15 protein-coding genes are annotated in these 17607 nt (G+C 58.7%); 13 read left to right on the top strand and 2 right to left on the bottom strand.

The genetic code is table 11. From position 1 onward, the window contains the following. The first annotated feature begins 22 nt into the window (after positions 1–22). The 8 genes from K529_RS13675 to K529_RS13640 all read left to right on the top strand — a co-directional run bounded on the left by K529_RS13675 (position 23) and on the right by K529_RS13640 (position 8630). Complete coding sequence (locus K529_RS13675; protein WP_005616018.1) at positions 23–787, top strand: N-formylglutamate amidohydrolase; 765 nt, start codon at positions 23–25, stop codon at positions 785–787. Next, positions 784–1371 (top strand): TRAP transporter small permease subunit, encoded by a 588-nt coding sequence (locus K529_RS13670; RefSeq protein WP_005616016.1) that lies wholly within the window; start codon positions 784–786, stop codon positions 1369–1371. The genes K529_RS13675 and K529_RS13670 overlap by 4 nt, the downstream gene beginning before the upstream one ends. Continuing rightward, the gene (locus K529_RS13665) at positions 1368–2687 is read left to right on the top strand and encodes a TRAP transporter large permease (RefSeq protein ID WP_005616014.1); all 1320 of its coding nucleotides are present in this window, start codon (positions 1368–1370) and stop codon (positions 2685–2687) included. Before K529_RS13670 ends, K529_RS13665 begins: the two co-directional genes overlap by 4 nt. Then, complete coding sequence (locus K529_RS13660; protein WP_005616011.1) at positions 2677–3414, top strand: DUF4336 domain-containing protein; 738 nt, start codon at positions 2677–2679, stop codon at positions 3412–3414. Before K529_RS13665 ends, K529_RS13660 begins: the two co-directional genes overlap by 11 nt. 29 nt (positions 3415–3443) lie before the next feature. Then, positions 3444–4478 carry a TRAP transporter substrate-binding protein gene (locus K529_RS13655; protein ID WP_005616007.1) on the top strand — a complete coding sequence of 345 codons (1035 nt, stop codon included), beginning with the start codon at positions 3444–3446 and terminating at the stop codon, positions 4476–4478. A 75-nt stretch (positions 4479–4553) separates the two neighbouring features. After that, positions 4554–5906: a glutamine synthetase family protein gene (locus K529_RS13650; RefSeq protein ID WP_005616005.1), complete on the top strand. Its 1353-nt coding sequence runs from the start codon at positions 4554–4556 to the stop codon at positions 5904–5906. A 102-nt stretch (positions 5907–6008) separates the two neighbouring features. Continuing rightward, positions 6009–7391 carry an aldehyde dehydrogenase family protein gene (locus K529_RS13645; RefSeq protein ID WP_046002077.1) on the top strand — a complete coding sequence of 461 codons (1383 nt, stop codon included), beginning with the start codon at positions 6009–6011 and terminating at the stop codon, positions 7389–7391. A gap of 93 nt (positions 7392–7484) precedes the next feature. Beyond that, the gene (locus K529_RS13640) at positions 7485–8630 is read left to right on the top strand and encodes an iron-containing alcohol dehydrogenase (protein WP_005626725.1); all 1146 of its coding nucleotides are present in this window, start codon (positions 7485–7487) and stop codon (positions 8628–8630) included. Between the two features lie 71 nt (positions 8631–8701). Here the strand turns inward: K529_RS13640 and K529_RS13635 are convergent, their stop codons facing one another. After that, positions 8702–9100: an Lrp/AsnC family transcriptional regulator gene (locus tag K529_RS13635; RefSeq protein ID WP_005626723.1), complete on the bottom strand. Its 399-nt coding sequence runs from the start codon at positions 9098–9100 to the stop codon at positions 8702–8704. 188 nt (positions 9101–9288) lie between these two features. Here K529_RS13635 and K529_RS13630 point away from each other — a divergent pair, with 188 nt between their 5' ends. Genes K529_RS13630 through lpdA form a run of 5 tightly spaced genes read left to right on the top strand, consistent with a single transcriptional unit; the run spans position 9289 to position 15244 of the window. Beyond that, the gene (locus tag K529_RS13630) at positions 9289–10359 is read left to right on the top strand and encodes a Glu/Leu/Phe/Val family dehydrogenase (protein WP_005626719.1); all 1071 of its coding nucleotides are present in this window, start codon (positions 9289–9291) and stop codon (positions 10357–10359) included. Next, the gene (locus K529_RS13625) at positions 10356–11597 is read left to right on the top strand and encodes a 3-methyl-2-oxobutanoate dehydrogenase (2-methylpropanoyl-transferring) subunit alpha (RefSeq protein WP_005626717.1); all 1242 of its coding nucleotides are present in this window, start codon (positions 10356–10358) and stop codon (positions 11595–11597) included. The genes K529_RS13630 and K529_RS13625 overlap by 4 nt, the downstream gene beginning before the upstream one ends. Before the next feature lies 1 nt (position 11598). Continuing rightward, positions 11599–12612, top strand: coding sequence for an alpha-ketoacid dehydrogenase subunit beta (locus K529_RS13620; RefSeq protein ID WP_005626714.1), 1014 nt, complete (start codon positions 11599–11601; stop codon positions 12610–12612). Positions 12613–12616: 4 nt separating this feature from the next. Further along, positions 12617–13885, top strand: coding sequence for a dihydrolipoamide acetyltransferase family protein (locus tag K529_RS13615; RefSeq protein WP_005626711.1), 1269 nt, complete (start codon positions 12617–12619; stop codon positions 13883–13885). After that, entirely contained in the window at positions 13886–15244 is a 1359-nt protein-coding gene (gene lpdA / locus K529_RS13610) for a dihydrolipoyl dehydrogenase (protein ID WP_005626707.1), read from the top strand. A 22-nt stretch (positions 15245–15266) separates the two neighbouring features. On the opposite strand, the gene K529_RS13605 is transcribed toward lpdA, so the two are convergent. After that, positions 15267–17510 carry a response regulator gene (locus K529_RS13605; protein ID WP_040642712.1) on the bottom strand — a complete coding sequence of 748 codons (2244 nt, stop codon included), beginning with the start codon at positions 17508–17510 and terminating at the stop codon, positions 15267–15269. Positions 17511–17607: the final 97 nt, after the last annotated feature.

Below are 17607 nucleotides of genomic sequence, written 5' to 3'. Positions count from 1 at the left end.
CAGGCTGAAGAGCATGCTTCATATGAATACGGATACCCTTGCCTTTGACTTCGGTCCCTCCTTCGCCAAGACGCCCTCCGCTGCAAATGCGGAGGTTATCATTGTCTGTGAACATGCTGCCAATTGGATTCCAACACAGTTGGATGCGCTGGGCTTGGATGATGAGGTCCGTCAGAGCCACATCGCCTGGGATCCTGGTGCGCTGGGTGTGGCGCGCAAGCTGGCTGAACTGTTGCAGGGGCCACTGATTGAGGGGTGTATTTCGCGGCTGGTCTATGACTTGAACCGCCCGCCTGAATCGCCGACAGCGATTCCCGCAACCTCAGAGATTTTCGACGTTCCCGGCAATCGCGACCTCTCGGATGCGGCGCGCGCGCAGCGGGTGGAGGCGGTCTACGAACCGTTCCGCGCCGCTTTGGCCGCGGAAATCGCCGCCCGCAAAACGGCACTGCGCCTGATGGTTACGGTGCACAGCTTCACCCCGGTCTACAAGGGCGAAACCCGCGCGGTGGAACTGGGGCTGCTGCACGGGCGCGATGACCGCTTTGCGCAGGCGATGCTGGCGCATCAACCCGAGGGCCTGCCATGGAATACGCGCCTCAATGAACCCTACAGCGCCAGCGACGGCGTCGCCCATACGCTGGATATGCACGGTTGCGACAATGGATTGCTGAACGTGATGCTGGAGATCCGCAACGATCTGATTGCCACAGCGGATCAGCAGGACCATTGGGCTGCGGTGCTCGCACCTTGGATTCGCGCCACTCTGGAGGAGAGGTTCGCATGATCGGAGCTATGCTGGGATATGTACGGGTGGTGGATGCGGTGAACTATCGCATCGGCCGCCTGATGATGTGGGGGTTGTTTGCGATGATGGGGATCCTCCTGTGGTCCTCGATCTCCAAGACTTTCTTTCTGCCTTCGCTCTGGACGCTGGAAATGGCCCAGTTTGCGATGGTCACCTACTACATTCTCGGTGGCCCCTACTCGATTCAGATCGGGTCAAATGTGCGTATGGATCTGTTTTATCACAATTGGTCGACAAGACGGAAAGCCTGGTTTGACGCCTTCACCGTGCTGGCGCTCATCACCTATCTGGGCATTCTGTTCTACGGCGGCCTTGGCTCCACGGCCTATTCCCTAGGCTATTGGGGCGACAATCCCTTTGCCTTCTTCTGGGGGTTGATCACCGGCGCTGAGGAAGTGGGCCATATGGAGCGTGCCTCCACCGCTTGGCGCCCCTTCATCTGGCCGATCAAATCCATCATGGTCTTCGGCTTTTTCCTGATGCTGTTGCAGGCCATCTCGGAACTCTTCAAAGACATCGCCCGCCTCAAGGGCCACGACATCCCAAGCGAGCGCCCCTCATGAGCCAGGAATATATCGCCATCTTCATGTTTGCATCGATGATGCTGATGCTCTTCACCGGGCAGCGCGTCTTTGGTGCGATCGGTGCCGTTGGGGCCGTGGCGGCGCTCCTGCTCTGGGGCGTGGGCGGCTATGACATCCCGTTCTCGGCGGCGATGAAGCTGATGAAATGGTATCCGCTGCTGACGCTGCCGATGTTCATCTTCATGGGCTACGTGCTGAGCGAGAGCCGCCTTGCGGATGACCTTTACAAGATGTTCCATGTCTGGATGGGGCCGATCAATGGCGGCCTTGCAATCGGCACCATTGGTCTGATGGTTCTGGTTTCGGCGATGAACGGTCTGTCGGTCGCGGGTATGGCCATCGGCGCCACGATCGCGCTGCCGGAGCTTCTGCGCCGTGGTTATGACAAAACCATGGTGACCGGTGTTATTCAGGCCGGGTCTTCGCTCGGCATTCTGGTGCCGCCCTCGGTGGTCCTGGTGCTCTATGCGATGATCGCGCGCCAGCCGGTGGGGCAACTGTGGCTTGCGGGCGTGATACCGGGGCTGATGATGGCGGGCCTGTTCATCGTCTACATCTGGCTGCGCTGCAAGGCGAACCCGGCGCTTGGTCCTGCGATGGAAGACGCCCACGAGGTGCCGCGTGCCGAGAAACTGCGCCTCCTCGGGGCCGGCGCACTACCGCTCCTGATCTTTGCCGCGATGATGGTGCCTTTTGTGAATGGCTGGACCTCGCTGGTGGAAAGCTCCGCCATCGGTGCGCTGACCGCGCTGGCGGCATCCATTGCTAAGCGTCGCATGACGTGGAAGATCTTTGAATCCTGTACCAAGAACACGCTGGCTATTTCTTGCATGTTCATGTGGATCATCCTTGCAGCGCTTGGTTTTGGCGCGGTGTTTGACGGGCTTGGTGCCGTGAAGGCCATCGACAGCCTGTTCACCGAGCAGCTCGGCCTCAATCCCTGGATGATTTTGATCCTGATGCAGCTCAGCTTCATCATCATGGGCACCTTCCTTGATGACACCGCGATGCTGGTGATCGTCGCCCCGCTTTACGTGCCTCTGGTCGCAGCGCTCGGATTTGACCTGGTCTGGTATGGCGTGCTCTATACGATCACCACCCAGATCGCCTATATGACGCCGCCCTTCGGCTACAACCTGTTCCTGATGCGGGCCATGGCCCCGCCGGAGATTTCGCTCACCGATATCTACCGCTCCATCGTGCCCTTTGTGGCGATCATGGTTGTAGCGCTCGGAATCATCATGGTGTTCCCGCAAATCGCGCTCTGGCTGCCGGAGACCGTGTATGGCAAGTGAGGCGCCCCTTCTGACGCCATTGGCTGAGGATATCTGGATCGTAGATGGCCCGACCATCGACTTTTACCGGATCCCTTTCCCGACGCGGATGACGGTCATTCGGCTGGCCAACGGGGAGCTGTTTTTGCACTCGCCCATTAACTGGACACCAGAACTGGCAGCGGCACTTGAAGAGCTGGGGCCGATCCGACATCTGGTCTCGCCAAACTGGATACACTACGCCTATATCGGGGACTGGGCGGCTCGCTATCCTGAGGCCACCAGTTGGGCGTCACCAGGAGTGCGCGCGCGTGCAGAAAGCCGGAATGTAAAGATTACTTTCGACCGAGATTTGGCCGAAGCGCCTGCGCCTGAATGGGCAAAGGACTTAGACCAACTCATTGTCGAGGGAAGTAAGGTTCACACTGAGGTCGTCTTTTTCCACAAAAAGAGCCGCACGCTTGTGCTGACCGACCTGATTGAGAACATGCACGCAAAGGATCTGCCCTTGTGGGTGCGGCCCTTTGCATGGGTTGCGGGAATTCTCGCGCCCCACGGAAAAATGCCGCTGGACATCTGGATGTCCTTCACAGGCGGTCGGGACAAATTGCGCAATGCACTGGCCCGTATGCTGGATTGGCACCCCAAAATCGTCGTGCTCGCGCATGGCGACATCCTTCGCGAGAATGCACCGCAACGGCTCCGGGAAGGATTCAGACGGCTGAAGCCCTGCGCACACAGCCATTGAACCAAGTCCGACAGAGGAGACTGAAAGACATGACAACACGTCGTAATTTTCTAAAGACCACAGCGCTGGGCGCCGCGGCCGCGCCACTGGCTGCCCCGGCTCTGGCTTCCGGCAAAATCACATGGCGTATGCAGACCTATGCAGGCCCCGCGCTTGCGGCTCATGTGATTGACCCGGCGATCGAGATGTTCAACAAGATCGCAGGCGACCGCATGCAGATCGAACTGTTCTACGCCGATCAGCTTGTCCCCACCGGCGAGCTGTTCCGCGCCATGCAAAAAGGCACGATTGATGCGGTGCAGTCCGATGATGACTCCATGGCGTCGCCGACCGAAGTCACCGTCTTTGGCGGCTACTTCCCGTTTGCATCCCGCTATTCTCTCGACGTGCCGGTGCTGTTTAACCAATACGGCCTAAATGAGATCTGGGACGCGGAATATTCCAAAGTAGGCGTCAAGCATATCTCTGCCGGTTCCTGGGATCCCTGCCACTTTGCCACCAAAGATCCGATTAACTCGCTTGAGGATCTCAAAGGCAAGCGGGTCTTTACCTTCCCGACTGCGGGTCGTTTCCTGAGCCAGTTTGGCGTGGTGCCTGTGACCCTGCCGTGGGAAGACATCGAAGTTGCGATGCAGACCGGCGAGCTGGATGGCGTTGCGTGGTCCGGGATCACCGAGGACTACACCGTGGGTTGGGCCGATGTGACCAACTACTTCCTGACCAACAACATTTCCGGTGCATGGGCGGGGAGCTTCTTTGCCAACATGGATCGCTGGAACGAGCTGCCTGAGGATCTGCAGGCTCTGTTCCGCGTCTGTACCGATCAGTCGCACTACTACCGTCAGTGGTGGTATTGGGGTGGCGAGGCGTCCTTGCGCGTGAATGGCGACAAGCTGAAGCTCACATCGATCCCCGATGCCGAATGGCAGCAGGTCGAAGACGCCGCCGTGAAGTTCTGGGACGAAATCGCCGCCGAGTCCGAGACCAAGGCAAAGGTCGTGGAAGTCTTCAAAAAATACAACGCAGATATGGCGAAGGCCGGTCGTCCGTACCGCTACGGCTGATCGCAACAATAAAACCAACATATGTCGGGGGCGGGGTTTTACCTTGCCCCCTGTCAGAACAACAGGGAACGCCAGATGACTTTCGAGGATCTCAAGGAACAGATCGCCGCCGGACAGGTGGATACGGTTTTGGTCTGCATTGTGGATATGCAGGGCCGCCTGATGGGCAAACGCTTCCACGCCGAGGCCTTTCTTGAGATGGCCGAGGGTGAAACCCATTGCTGCAACTATCTGCTGGCCACCGACCTTGCGATGGCCACGCCCGATGGCTACGCCTCCACCAGTTGGGAGCGCGGCTACGGCGACTATATCATGAAGCCGGATCTCTCGACGCTGCGGCCGGTGCCATGGCTCGACGGGACTGCCATGGTTTTGTGCGATGTGATTGATCACCACACCCATGCACCCGTCGCGCATTCGCCGCGCGAAATGCTGAAGGCGCAGATCGCCCGTTGCGAAGAGCTGGGTCTGTCGCCGGTGATGGCGACCGAGCTGGAGTTCTTCCTCTTTAAGGGTACCCATGATGAGATCGCCGCAGGTGGGTTTCAGAACCTTGAGCCGATCTCCACCTACAACGAAGATTACAGCATCATGCAGACCTCCAAGGAGGAACCTGTAATGCGCCCGATCCGCAATCATCTGCGCGCCATGGGGCTGCCGATTGAAGGCTCCAAGGGTGAGGCAGAGGCCGGTCAGGAAGAGCTCAACATCAAATATGATGCGGCACTCGCTACTGCGGATCACCACACTATCGCCAAACATGGTATCAAAGAGATCGCGCATCAGCAGGGCTTTGCCGCGACTTTCCTTCCCAAATGGCACCACGAGCGGGTCGGATCTGCCGCGCATGTGCATCAGTCGTTGTGGAAAGAGGGGTCAAACGCGTTTTTCGATGAGAGCGCGCCGCTGGGCAAGTCCAAGCTGATGGACCACTACATGGCGGGGCTGTTGAAATACGCCGCTGACTACACCTATTTCATGGCACCCTACATCAACAGCTACAAGCGTTTCGCCAAGGGCACCTTTGCGCCGACGCAGGTGGTTTGGTCGGTGGACAATCGTACGGCGGCGTTCCGCCTGTGCGGTGACAGCACCAAAGGCGTACGGGTTGAATGCCGGGTTCCGGGGTCCGACATGAACCCCTATCTGGCACAGGCGGCAATGCTGGCGGCGGGCCTCAAGGGGATCGAAGAAAAGCTGGACCTGCAAGACCCGTTCAACGGCGACGCCTATGCGAACGACGCTCAGCAACATATTCCGCGCAGCCTGCTTGAGGCGCGTGAGGCGCTTTTGGCGTCCGACATGCTACGCGAGGCGTTTGGCGAAGATGTGATCACTCATTATGCCCGCGCGGCGGAATGGGAGATTGAAGAGTTCAACCGCGTGGTGACCGACTACGAAGTTGCGCGCGGGTTTGAGAAAGCCTGATATCGCGCGGACAGGCGGGGGCCAGCCCCCGCCTGTCCGGGATATTTGGGAGAAGATGAAGATAATCGGGGCCGTATCCTGCGCCCCCGGAGGAGTTGGCCAATGGGCAAGACACTGAATTGTATTTCGCCGATCGACGGATCGGTCTACGCCAGCCGCGAGACGCTGGATCTAGACGCCGCCCGCGCCGAGGTGGCTGCGGTGCGGACTGCGCAGAAGGCTTGGGCGGCGCGCCCGCTTCAGGAGCGCATTGACCTCGTAATGGCAGGTGTCGCCGCCATTGGCGAGATGAACGATGACATCGTGCCCGAGCTTGCCCATATGATGGGCCGTCCCGTGCGGTTTGGCGGCGAGTTTGGCGGGTTCAACGAACGCGCATCGCATATGGCGAAGATCGCGGCTGAGTCGCTGGCGGTTATCGAGGTCGGCGACGACGCGACGTTCAAACGCTACATCAAGCGCATTCCCCATGGCGTCGTTTTTGTGGTCGCGCCCTGGAACTACCCTTACATGACGGCGATCAATACGGTCGCGCCTGCGCTGATCGCGGGCAACACCGTGGTGCTGAAACATGCAACCCAGACCCTGCTGGTCGGTGAGCGTATGGCGCAGGCCTTCCACGCGGCAGGCCTACCCGAGGATGTGTTCAAGAATGTGTTCCTCGATCACGACACCACTTCGGCACTGATTGCCGAGAAGGCGTTTGATTTTGTGAACTTCACCGGCTCCGTCGGGGGTGGTCAGGCAATGGAGCGCGCCGCAGCGGGCACGTTCACCGGCGTCGGCACCGAACTGGGCGGCAAGGACCCCGGCTATGTCATGGAGGACGCCGATGTGGATGCGGCGGTTGACACGCTGATTGACGGGGCCATGTTCAACTCCGGCCAGTGCTGCTGCGGCATCGAGCGCATCTACGTGCATGAAAGCCTCTATGACAGCTTCCTTGAAAAGGCGCTGGCGGTGGTCAATGGCTACAAGCTCGGCAACCCGCTTGAGGCGGAGACCACCATCGGCCCGATGGCCAATGTGCGCTTTGCCAAAGAGGTGCGCGACCAGATCGCCGAGGCGGTCGAACAGGGCGCTGTGGCCCATATCGCCACCATGGAGGCCGATGATGGCGGCGCCTATCTGACGCCGCAGATCCTGACCAATGTCACCCATGAGATGCGGGTGATGCGCGATGAGAGCTTTGGCCCGGTCGTTGGCATCATGAAGGTCTCCTCCGATGAGGAAGCGATCAAACTCATGAATGACAGCGAATTTGGTCTCACCGCCTCGATCTGGACCAAGGATCTGGAGCGCGCACAGGCAGTGGGCGACCAGATCGAAACCGGCACCGTGTTCATGAACCGCGCCGACTACCTCGACCCCGCGCTCTGCTGGACCGGCTGCAAGAACACCGGGCGCGGAGGTGGCCTCTCGGTGATCGGCTATCACAACCTGACCCGGCCCAAATCCTACCACCTGAAAAAAGTCACGGGCTGAGGCCCTTCAACTTCTTGAAAATATCTCGGGGGAGCTTGCCGGAGGGCAAGCGGGGGCAGCGCCCCCACCCCGGCTCACCACAGGAACATGCTGATGTCTCTCATTGGAAACTGGTCGTATCCGACCGCAATCAAATTCGGCGCAGGCCGGATCAAGGAACTGGCCGATGCCTGCGCGCAGGCCGGGATCAAAAAGCCACTCTTGGTCACCGACAAGGGGCTTGCAGATCTGCCGGTGACAAAATCCACCCTCGACATCATGGAGGCCGCTGGCCTTGGTCGCGGGATGTTTTCCGAGGTAGATCCCAACCCGAACGAGACGAACCTCAATGCTGGTGTCGAGGCCTACAAGGCAGGCGGCCATGACGGCGTGATCGCCTTTGGCGGCGGCTCCGGTCTCGATCTGGGTAAAATGGTCGCCTTCATGGCAGGCCAGACTCGCCCGGTCTGGGATTTTGAGGACATTGGCGACTGGTGGACCCGCGCCGATGCTGACGCTATCGCGCCGATCATCGCAGTGCCGACCACTGCGGGCACCGGGTCTGAGGTAGGCCGTGCCTCTGTCATCACCGACAGCGTCACCCATCAGAAAAAGATCATCTTCCACCCCAAGGTCCTGCCCACCGTGGTGATTTGCGATCCCGAACTGACCGTCGGCATGCCGAAGTTCATCACCGCCGGCACCGGCCTTGATGCCTTTGCCCATTGTGTCGAGGCCTTCTCCTCGCCGCATTACCACCCGATGTCGCAGGGCATGGCGCTTGAAGGCATGCGCCTCGTGAAGGACTACCTGCCGCGCGCTTATGCAGATGGCACCGACATCGAGGCGCGCGCGCATATGATGTCTGCGGCGGCCATGGGCGCGACTGCCTTCCAGAAAGGCCTCGGCGCGATCCACGCCATGAGCCACCCCATTGGCGCACATTTCAACACCCACCACGGCACCACCAATGCGGTCTGCATGCCTGCAGTGCTGGAGTTCAACGCCTCTGAGATTGCCGAACGTTTTGACATGGCGGCGGCTTACCTTGGCATTGCGGGCGGCTTTGATGGGTTCAAGGCGTTTGTGCAGGAGTTCAACGACAGCCTTGGCATTCCGCGTGGCCTTGCGGAGCTGGGTGTCACCGAGGACTCCATCCCCGAACTGGTCAAAGGCGCGATCATTGATCCCAGCTCTGGCGGCAATCCCGTCAAACTGACCGAGGAAAACCTGACACGACTGTTCAAAGCCGCACTTTGATCGAATAATCGGTCCCCGAAAAACCGATCCAGAGGCTGCGCCTACATTGTGGGGGCGGCCTCTTCTTTATCTTAAGGGATGCGCGTGCGGTCGATGAACTTGCGCAGCGCAAAGCGAGAGCGCACCGCGCGCAGCCCCTCCACACGCATGAGTTTGGTCTGAAGAAACGTCTCGAATTCTTCGAGGCTCTCCACCACGACTTCCAGCAGGAAATCCTGCGCGCCTGTCATCAGGCTGCCTGTGACAACCTCTTCAAATTGCGCGACTTTCTTTTGAAAACTAGCCACTGCTTCGGCGTCCTGTTTCTCCAGTTCAACCGATACAAACGCAGTAATGCCAAAGCCCGCAGTCTTGCGATCGATGCGGGCGACGTAGCCTTCGATCAACCCGCTGTCTTCCAGCTGTCGCAGGCGTCGTTTTACAGGGGTCGGAGATAATCCAACACGGTCGGACAGTTGGACCAGAGACATACGACCGTCTTCTCGCAGGGCGCGTAGAATCGCACGGTCTAACCTGTCTGCAGCGTATCTAGCCACAATAAGCCTCATTTGTAGCGGTAAACACCAATCATTCGCAATATACATGGGGGATGTTCGATTTTTCCACCAGTGTTTTGCGATAAAATCGCCAAATCAGATTTCTGCCCGGTGGAGAGACCATGACACTGAACCTGACCGAGGAAACGGTACCCGAAGGATATGAGCGCCTCGTTTTTGCGGAAGATACCGAAAGCGGTCTGCAAGCCTTCATCTGCGTGCATTCCACAACCCTTGGCCCTGCTGCTGGCGGCTGCCGGATGTGGGATTACGCAACGCTTGATGAGGCGCGCCGCGATGTGCTCCGCTTGGCGCAGGGGATGACCTGCAAGAACGCGATGGCCGATCTGGCGCTGGGTGGTGGCAAATCGGTGATCGTCGGCAATGCCCGCACCGATAAGTCTCCCGCCCTGCTGCGCGCTTTTGGCCGCGCCGTTCAAAGCCTGAATGGCAGCTATTACACCGCAGAGGATGTCGGAATTTCGCCCGAGGATATGAAGATCGTCGCCGAGGAAACCCCTTATGCCGTGGGGCTGGAGGGGGGTGACTATGGCACCGGTGATCCGTCGCCCTTTACTGCGCAAGGGGTGTTTCAATGCCTTCAGGTCGGCGCTGAAGTGGTGTTTGGCACCCGTGATCTCACCGGGCGCCGGGTGCTGGTTCAGGGACTTGGCCACGTCGGTATGTCGCTTGCCGAAAAATTGCATAGCGTTGGGGCCGATCTGATCGTCGCTGACATTAATGACGCGGCTCTTCAGCATGCGAAAGCGGCCTTTGGTGCAACCATCTGCGACACAGCGCAGGTTTTTGAGACAGAGATGGATATCTTTGCGCCCTGCGCCCTTGGCGGTGTACTGACCAACGCTACTGTTGAGAGGTTGACCGCAAAACTGGTGTGTGGTGCCGCCAACAACCAGCTTGAGACGCCAGAAGTGGCAGATGCACTGCGTGCCAAGGGCATTCGCTATCTGCCCGATTACGTGGTCAACGCAGGCGGCATCATCAGTGTCGCAGGTGAGATCCACAAGGCGGGCACGCGCTATCGTACCGAACGGCTCGACGGGGTGGCGGGGCGCATCCGCACATTGCTGGAACTGAGCGACAAGACCGGACGCACCACCACCGCAGTCGCAGATGACATGGTGGCTGAGATTCTAGCGAAGGCGTCTGACGCGAAACGAGGTGCTGCATGACTGATGACAAGACCTACCAGCCGCTCGCGCTGAATGTGCCCGAACCGGGCTGCCGTCCGGGCGATACACCGGATTTCTCATACTTTGAGGTGCCGCGCGCTGGGGCTGTTGCGCGTCCTGCGGTGGATGTGGACCCGGATGATATGCGCGAAATGGCGTTTTCCATCGTGCGGGTGCTGAACAAGGAAGGCGAGGCCGTGGGCGATTGGGCTGGTGCCCTCACGCCAGAGGAATTGCGCGAAGGCTTGCGCGACATGATGCTATTGCGGGCGTTTGACGCCCGGATGCAGAACGCGCAGCGTCAGGGCAAAACCAGCTTTTACATGCAGCATCTCGGAGAAGAGGCCGTGAGCTGCGCCTTCTCGCGTGCGCTGCAGGATGGGGATATGAACTTTCCCACCTATCGGCAGGCGGGTCTGTTGATCGCGCGGGATTATCCGCTCGTTACCATGATGAACCAGATTTATTCCAACGCGGACGACCCTTTGCACGGTCGCCAGTTGCCGATCATGTATTCCTCAAAGGAGCATGGGTTCTTTTCGATTTCTGGCAACCTTGGCACCCAATTTGTGCAGGCCGTGGGCTGGGCGATGGCCTCCGCCATTTCCGGTGATACCAAGATCGCAGCGGGCTGGATCGGTGATGGATCCACCGCCGAGAGCGATTTCCATGCGGCGATGGTGTTTGCCTCGACCTACAATGCGCCGGTGGTGCTGAACATCGTCAACAACCAGTGGGCGATTTCAACCTTTCAGGGCATCGCACGCGGCGGTGTGGGTACGTTTGCGGCGCGGGGCCACGGGTTTGGCATTGCGTCGATCCGGGTGGACGGCAATGACTACCTTGCGGTGAATGCGGTGGCGAAATGGGCAGCGGAACGCGCGCGTCTGGGGCTTGGACCTACACTGATCGAACATGTGACCTACCGTGCGGGCGGCCATTCCACCAGTGATGACCCCTCCGCCTATCGGTCTGCTGATGAGGGCGCCGCATGGCCGCTGGGCGACCCAATCGACCGGTTGAAACGCCACCTGATCCGTATCGGAGAATGGAGCGACGAGCGCCACAGCCAGGCGGAAGCGGAACTGATGGATCAGGTCATCACCGCCCAGAAAGAAGCGGAAAAGATCGGCACTTTGGGAGGTGGCAAAGGACCGTCCCCGCGCGACATGTTCGAAGGTGTGTTCGAGAAAATGCCGCCCCATCTGATTAGACAACGTCAAGAAGCGGGGTACTGACATGGCCCAGATGACCATGATCGAGGCCCTGCGCGATGCGCATGATGTGGCCATGGAAAAAGACGACCGCGTGGTCGTCTACGGCGAAGATGTAGGCTACTTCGGCGGCGTCTTCCGCGTCACCGCAGGTCTGCAGAAGAAGTATGGAAAATCACGCTGCTTTGATGCGCCGATCAACGAGGCAGGCATTGTCGGCACCGCGATTGGTATGGCCGCCTACGGATTGCGCCCGGTGATCGAGATCCAGTTTGCGGATTACGTGTATCCGGCAATTGATCAGATCGTTTCAGAGGCTGCACGCCTGCGGCATCGCTCGGCAGGGGATTTCACCTGCCCGATTGTGATCCGCATGCCCACCGGTGGCGGTATCTTTGGCGGCCAGACGCACAGCCAGTCACCCGAGGCGTTTTTTACCCATTCGTCGGGTCTAAAAACGGTGGTACCTTCCAATCCAAGCGATGCCAAAGGTCTGCTCCTGGCCGCCATCGAAGACCCCGACCCTGTGATCTTTCTCGAGCCAAAGCGGCTCTATAATGGGCCTTTTGACGGCTATCACGACCGTCCTGTCACCAGCTGGAAGAAGCATCCCTTGGGCGATGTCTCGGACGGGTACGAGCCGATCCCGCTCGGCAAGGCCGCCATTCGTCGCGAAGGCAGCGACGTGACTGTGCTGGCCTATGGCACCATGGTCTATGTGGCCGAAGCCGCCGCCGAAGAGTCGGGCGTTGACGCTGAGGTGATCGACCTGCGCACACTGTTGCCGTTGGATCTGGAAACCATTGTGGCTTCTGTGGAAAAAACTGGGCGCTGCGTGATCGTGCATGAGGCGACCAAGACTTCAGGCTTTGGGGCGGAATTGATGTCGATCGTGCAAGAGAACTGTTTTTACCATCTTGAGGCACCGATTATCCGCGTCACGGGCTGGGATACGCCCTATCCGCACGCGCAGGAATGGAATTACTTCCCCGGCCCCGAACGAGTCGGTGAAGCCCTCAAAAAATGCATGGAGGATTGAGCAGATGAGGATCTATGCAATCCGCCTGCCAGACGTGGGTGAAGGTATCGCAGAGGCGGAACTCACTGAATGGCATGTAAAACCCGGCGATATCGTCAAGGAAGACGATGTGCTGGCCGCTGTGATGACCGACAAAGCCGCCGTGGAGGTGCCTTCTTCCGTTGAAGGAAAGGTGGTCGAGCTCGGCGGTGAGATCGGTGATATGTTGGCGATCGGCTCCGTTTTGGTGCGTATCGAAGTGGACGGCGATGGCAATGAAGATGCCTCTGCGCCGGAAGCGTCAAAGCCAGCGCCCGCCCCCAAAGAAGATAAGCCCGAACCAAAGCCTGAACCTCAGGCCAAGGCCGCAGAACCCGCACGCCCTCTGGTGAAAACCAGTAAACCCGTCGCGCGGGCCAAGAATACCAAACCGCTGGCCGCTCCGTCCGTAAGGGCACGGGCGCGCGAAGAGGGCGTTGATCTGAGACAAGTGCCCGGTAGCGGCCCGGGGGGGCGCATCAGTCATGCGGACCTGGAAAACTGGATCGCGTCGGGCGGCATTCAGCAAGGCAGTGTCACGCGCGGCAAAAACACCGGCGTTGAAGAGGTGCGCGTGGTCGGGATGCGTCGCAAAATCGCCGAGAAGATGGCGATCTCCAAGCGCCAGATCCCGCATATCACCATCGTTGAAGAGATCGAGATGGACGCGCTCGAAGATCTGCGCGCGGCCTTGAATCGAAAATACAAAGACCAGCGCCCGAAACTGACTTTGTTGCCGTTCCTGATGCGCGCAATTGTCGAAGCTGTGCGCGAGCAGCCAGAACTGAACGCGCGGTATGATGATGATGAAGGGATCATCTACCGTCATGGCGGCGTCCATGTAGGGATCGCCACGCAAACACCGAACGGGCTCAATGTTCCTGTGGTGCATCATGCGGAATCGGGCAGCCTTTGGGACAATGCGTCAGAGCTTACACGTCTGGCAGAAGCTGCGCGGGATGGCTCGATCAAGCGGGATGAATTGATGGGCGGAACCATCACCATCACCTCGCTTGGCGCACTTGGCGCGATTGCGACCACGCCGATTATCAATCACCCCGAAGTGGCGATTGTTGGCGTAAACAAACTACAGATGCGCCCTGTCTGGGACGGTCAGCAGTTTCAGCCCTGCAAGATGATGAATATCTCCTGCTCCTTCGATCACCGGGTGATTGATGGCTGGGACGCGGCTGTATTTGTGCAAAAACTGAAACTCCTGCTGGAAACGCCAGCGATGCTGTTTGTCGAGGGCTAGATGACTGACATTAAATGCAAAGTTCTGGTGATCGGTGCCGGACCAGGTGGTTATGTCTGTGCCATTCGCGCAGGGCAGCTGGGATTGGACACTGTCGTCGTAGATGAGGCGCGCGTGGGGGGCACATGCCTTAATATCGGCTGTATCCCGTCCAAAGCGATGATCCATGCGGCGGATGAGTTTCAAAAGATGACCCATGCTGCGGCTGGTCCCTTGGGAATTTCGGCTTCTGCGCCGACCATTGACCTGAAGCAAACCGTTGCGTGGAAAGACGGCATTGTGGAGCGTCTGACCGGCGGTGTCGGTGGGCTTTTGCGTAAAGCGGGCGTAAAGATGGTGTCGGGCCGCGCACGTTTTGTGGACGGCAAGACAGTCGTGGTGAAAGGCGAGGATGGCGACACGCAGATCCGCGCGGACTACATTGTGATCGCCACTGGATCGGCCCCGGTTGAGTTGCCCTTCTTGCCCTTTGGCGGCGCGGTTCTGTCCTCGACCGAGGCGCTGTCGTTGACCGAAGTTCCCAAAAGCCTCGCGGTGGTTGGCGGCGGCTACATCGGTCTGGAATTGGGTACGGTCTTTGCCAAACTCGGCTCCAAGGTGACAATTGTTGAGGCCGAAGATCGTATCCTGCCGCTTTACGATAAGGCGCTGACCCGTCCGGTTCACAAACGTCTGGAGGAGTTGGGCGTTACCGTGATGACTGGCACCAAGGCGCAATCACATGAGGCGTCTGTGCTGACCACAGATGCCGGGGATGTGGAGGCCGAGCGTGTTCTGGTTACTGTCGGGCGCCGTGCGCGCACGCAAGGGATCGGCATTGATGAGCTGTCTCTCACCATGAACGGGCCCTTCATTCGCATCGACAAAATGTGCCAGACCTCCATGCGCGGCATTTACGCCATTGGGGATGTGACTGGAGAGCCGATGCTGGCCCATCGGGCGATGGCACAGGGCGAAATGGTTGCGGAATATCTGGCGGGGCATTCCGTCGAATGGGACAAAAGGGCGATCCCCGCAGTCTGTTTCACCGATCCGGAGATCGTTACCTGCGGCGCGCTGCCGGGAGAGATTGACGGCACCAAATCGGCGGAGTTCCCCTTCATCGCCAATGGCCGTGCGATGACGACCGAACGTGATGACGGGTTCATTCGTGTGGTGTGGCGTGAGGCCGATAATGCCGTCGTTGGGCTTCAGGGCGTTGGTGCAGGGATTTCCGAACTTTCGGCGGCGTTCTCACTCGCGATCGAGATGGGGGCCTGTCTGGAAGATATCGCAGCGACAGTGCATGCGCATCCCACGCAATCCGAAGGCTTGCAAGAGGCATGCCTCAAGGCGCTGGGTCACGCTCTGCACATCTAAAAAGTGGTTCCTTCAGGCGGCTTCAACCGGTTGCCTGAAGATCTCCCCCTTCGCATTGAAGGGGGGCCACGGCGGCTGGCATGTTCTTCATGATCCGTTCGTGGATCAGCGATTTGCGCAGAGGTTTGGTGAGATAGTCATCAAGCCCTGCCGCAAGGATCCCCTCGGAATCGCCATCCATCGCATGGGCGGTCAGCGCAACAATCTGCACCTTGCGGCCATTTTCCTTCTCCAGCTCCCGAATGGCCTGAGTGGCTTGTTTGCCGTCCATTTTCGGCATGGAAATATCCATGAAGATCATGTCGGGCACAAAGCTCTGATAAAGTTCGACCGCTTCTTGACCATTTCCGGCAAACCGCAGGTCGATGTTCATATCTTTGACCATCTTACGGAACACCAACTGGTTGGTGCGGTTGTCCTCTGCCGCCAATACGCGCATCTTACGCAAATCAGAGGCTATTTCAGCCGTTGCTGCTGATTGGGTCATCGCCGGGCTAGGAGCCGCCTCAACCGCATACGATGCAGAAGGTGGCTGCCCGCTGGGCGCACTAAGCTTGGAGAGCGCGGTGAACAATGCACCGCGTGGTATCGGTTTTTGCAGCACGCCCGCAAAGATATCCCGGATTGCGGGATCACTTGCGTCGGCGGGGTCGGAAGAGAGCAACAGAACCGGCACATCTGACCAAGCATGACGCAGGCTGCGCGCCAGTTTCAATCCATCCATTCCCGGCAAATTGCGATCGGTAATCACCAGATCGACATCCTTGGACATCTGTTCAAGCGCCCGGGCACCGCTGGTCACAGGGATAACTTTCAAGCCGAGACGCTGAAGCTGCCGATTGAGGATCTCGCGATTGATTTCCATATCATCGACGATCATCACACAATTGAGATCGTCTGGAAGCTCCGGTGCGTTGACCTGACTGCCATCGGCCACCACCAATGGCAGGCGGAAGCCAAAGCAGGACCCTTTGCCAAACTCGCTTTCCACCCAAATCTCGCCATCCATCATCTTGATGAGGCGCTCGGTGATCGCAAGACCAAGACCCGTGCCTTCGAATTGCCGGTTGGTTTCATCCTCGACCTGATTGAACTCACCAAAGATGTGCTGAATTTTCTCTTCGGGAATACCGATGCCGCTATCTTCAATGGAAATGTGCAACATCACGGTGTTGTCTTCGGGATGAGGAACACCGGTCACGCGGGCGGTGACGTGGCCCTCGTTTGTGAACTTCACCGCATTGCCAATGAGGTTGGTCAGAATCTGACGGATACGCCCCGGATCACCGATAAAGCTCGTCGGCATAAAGAGATCGTAATCGACCAGAAGCGTCAGCCCTTTATCGCGCGCATTGGCCTGCAGCAGCATGACCACCTCATGCATGCAGGCCTCAAGATCAAAGGGTTCAGGGTGTAGAACCAGCTTCTCGGCCTCAATCTTGGAGTAGTCGAGCACGTCGTTGATGATGACCAGAAGCGCCTCGCCAGAGTTCCTGATCGTATTGGCATAAAGGCGCTGTTCTTCGGTAAGGCTGGTGTCGTTCAATAGCTCCGCCATGCCGACAACGCCATTCATCGGCGTGCGGATCTCATGGCTCATATTGGCAAGGAAAGCGGATTTGGCGCGGTTGGCCGCCTCGGCGCGTTCACGTGCGGTGCGCAGCTCTTCCTCGTAGTGGACAGTCGCCGTGATATCGAGTGCGAGGCTTACGATATCACCGTCATGGCCGCGCTGATCGATCAGCTTCAGGTAGCGGTCATTCCAGAGGCGAATCACGGTGGGTTCCGGTGCAGGCGACATCCAGCGTTCGGTCATCATCGCGCGCCATGCATCCGCCGAGAGTTCCTCAGTGTCGATCAGCCCTTCATCGGTCAGGACTTGCAGAATGCGGACATAGGACACGCCCGGCGCAACTTCCTCGACGCCCTCGAATATATTCAGATATGCGGTATTGGCACCGATCAGCTTGCTGTTGCTGTCAAAGAAGGCAAACCCATCCTGAAACGCCTGAATGGAGTGCCAAAGCCGTCGCTCAGCCTGCTCAACCTTTTCATTGGCGGTGTTGAGGTCGCTTTTAACGCGCTCATTCTCGTTTCTGAACGTAGCGATTTCTGCCTGAGTCGCACCGATGCGTTTGGTCAGCGCAAGCGCATGGCGACCGAGTTTGCGATTCGCATCAGTCAATTCCGCCTGTTTCAGCTCCAGAAGCCGCTCAGCCGCCAATCGGGCCCTGCGTTCCTGCGCCAATTTTTCAGCAAGCGACATCTGCGCCAACTCCAACACTTGTTATTTCCACACCTGCTGCCTCAATCTCGCAGGCATTCCTTAATTTGCCTTTAGCGTTGGTGTTATGGCGAGCATG

Source organism: Tritonibacter mobilis F1926, assembly GCF_000376545.2.
Classification (GTDB): Bacteria; Pseudomonadota; Alphaproteobacteria; order Rhodobacterales; family Rhodobacteraceae; genus Epibacterium; species Epibacterium mobile.
Note: the sequence above shows the minus strand (reverse complement) of the source record. Positions and strands in the feature narration are given on the sequence as shown.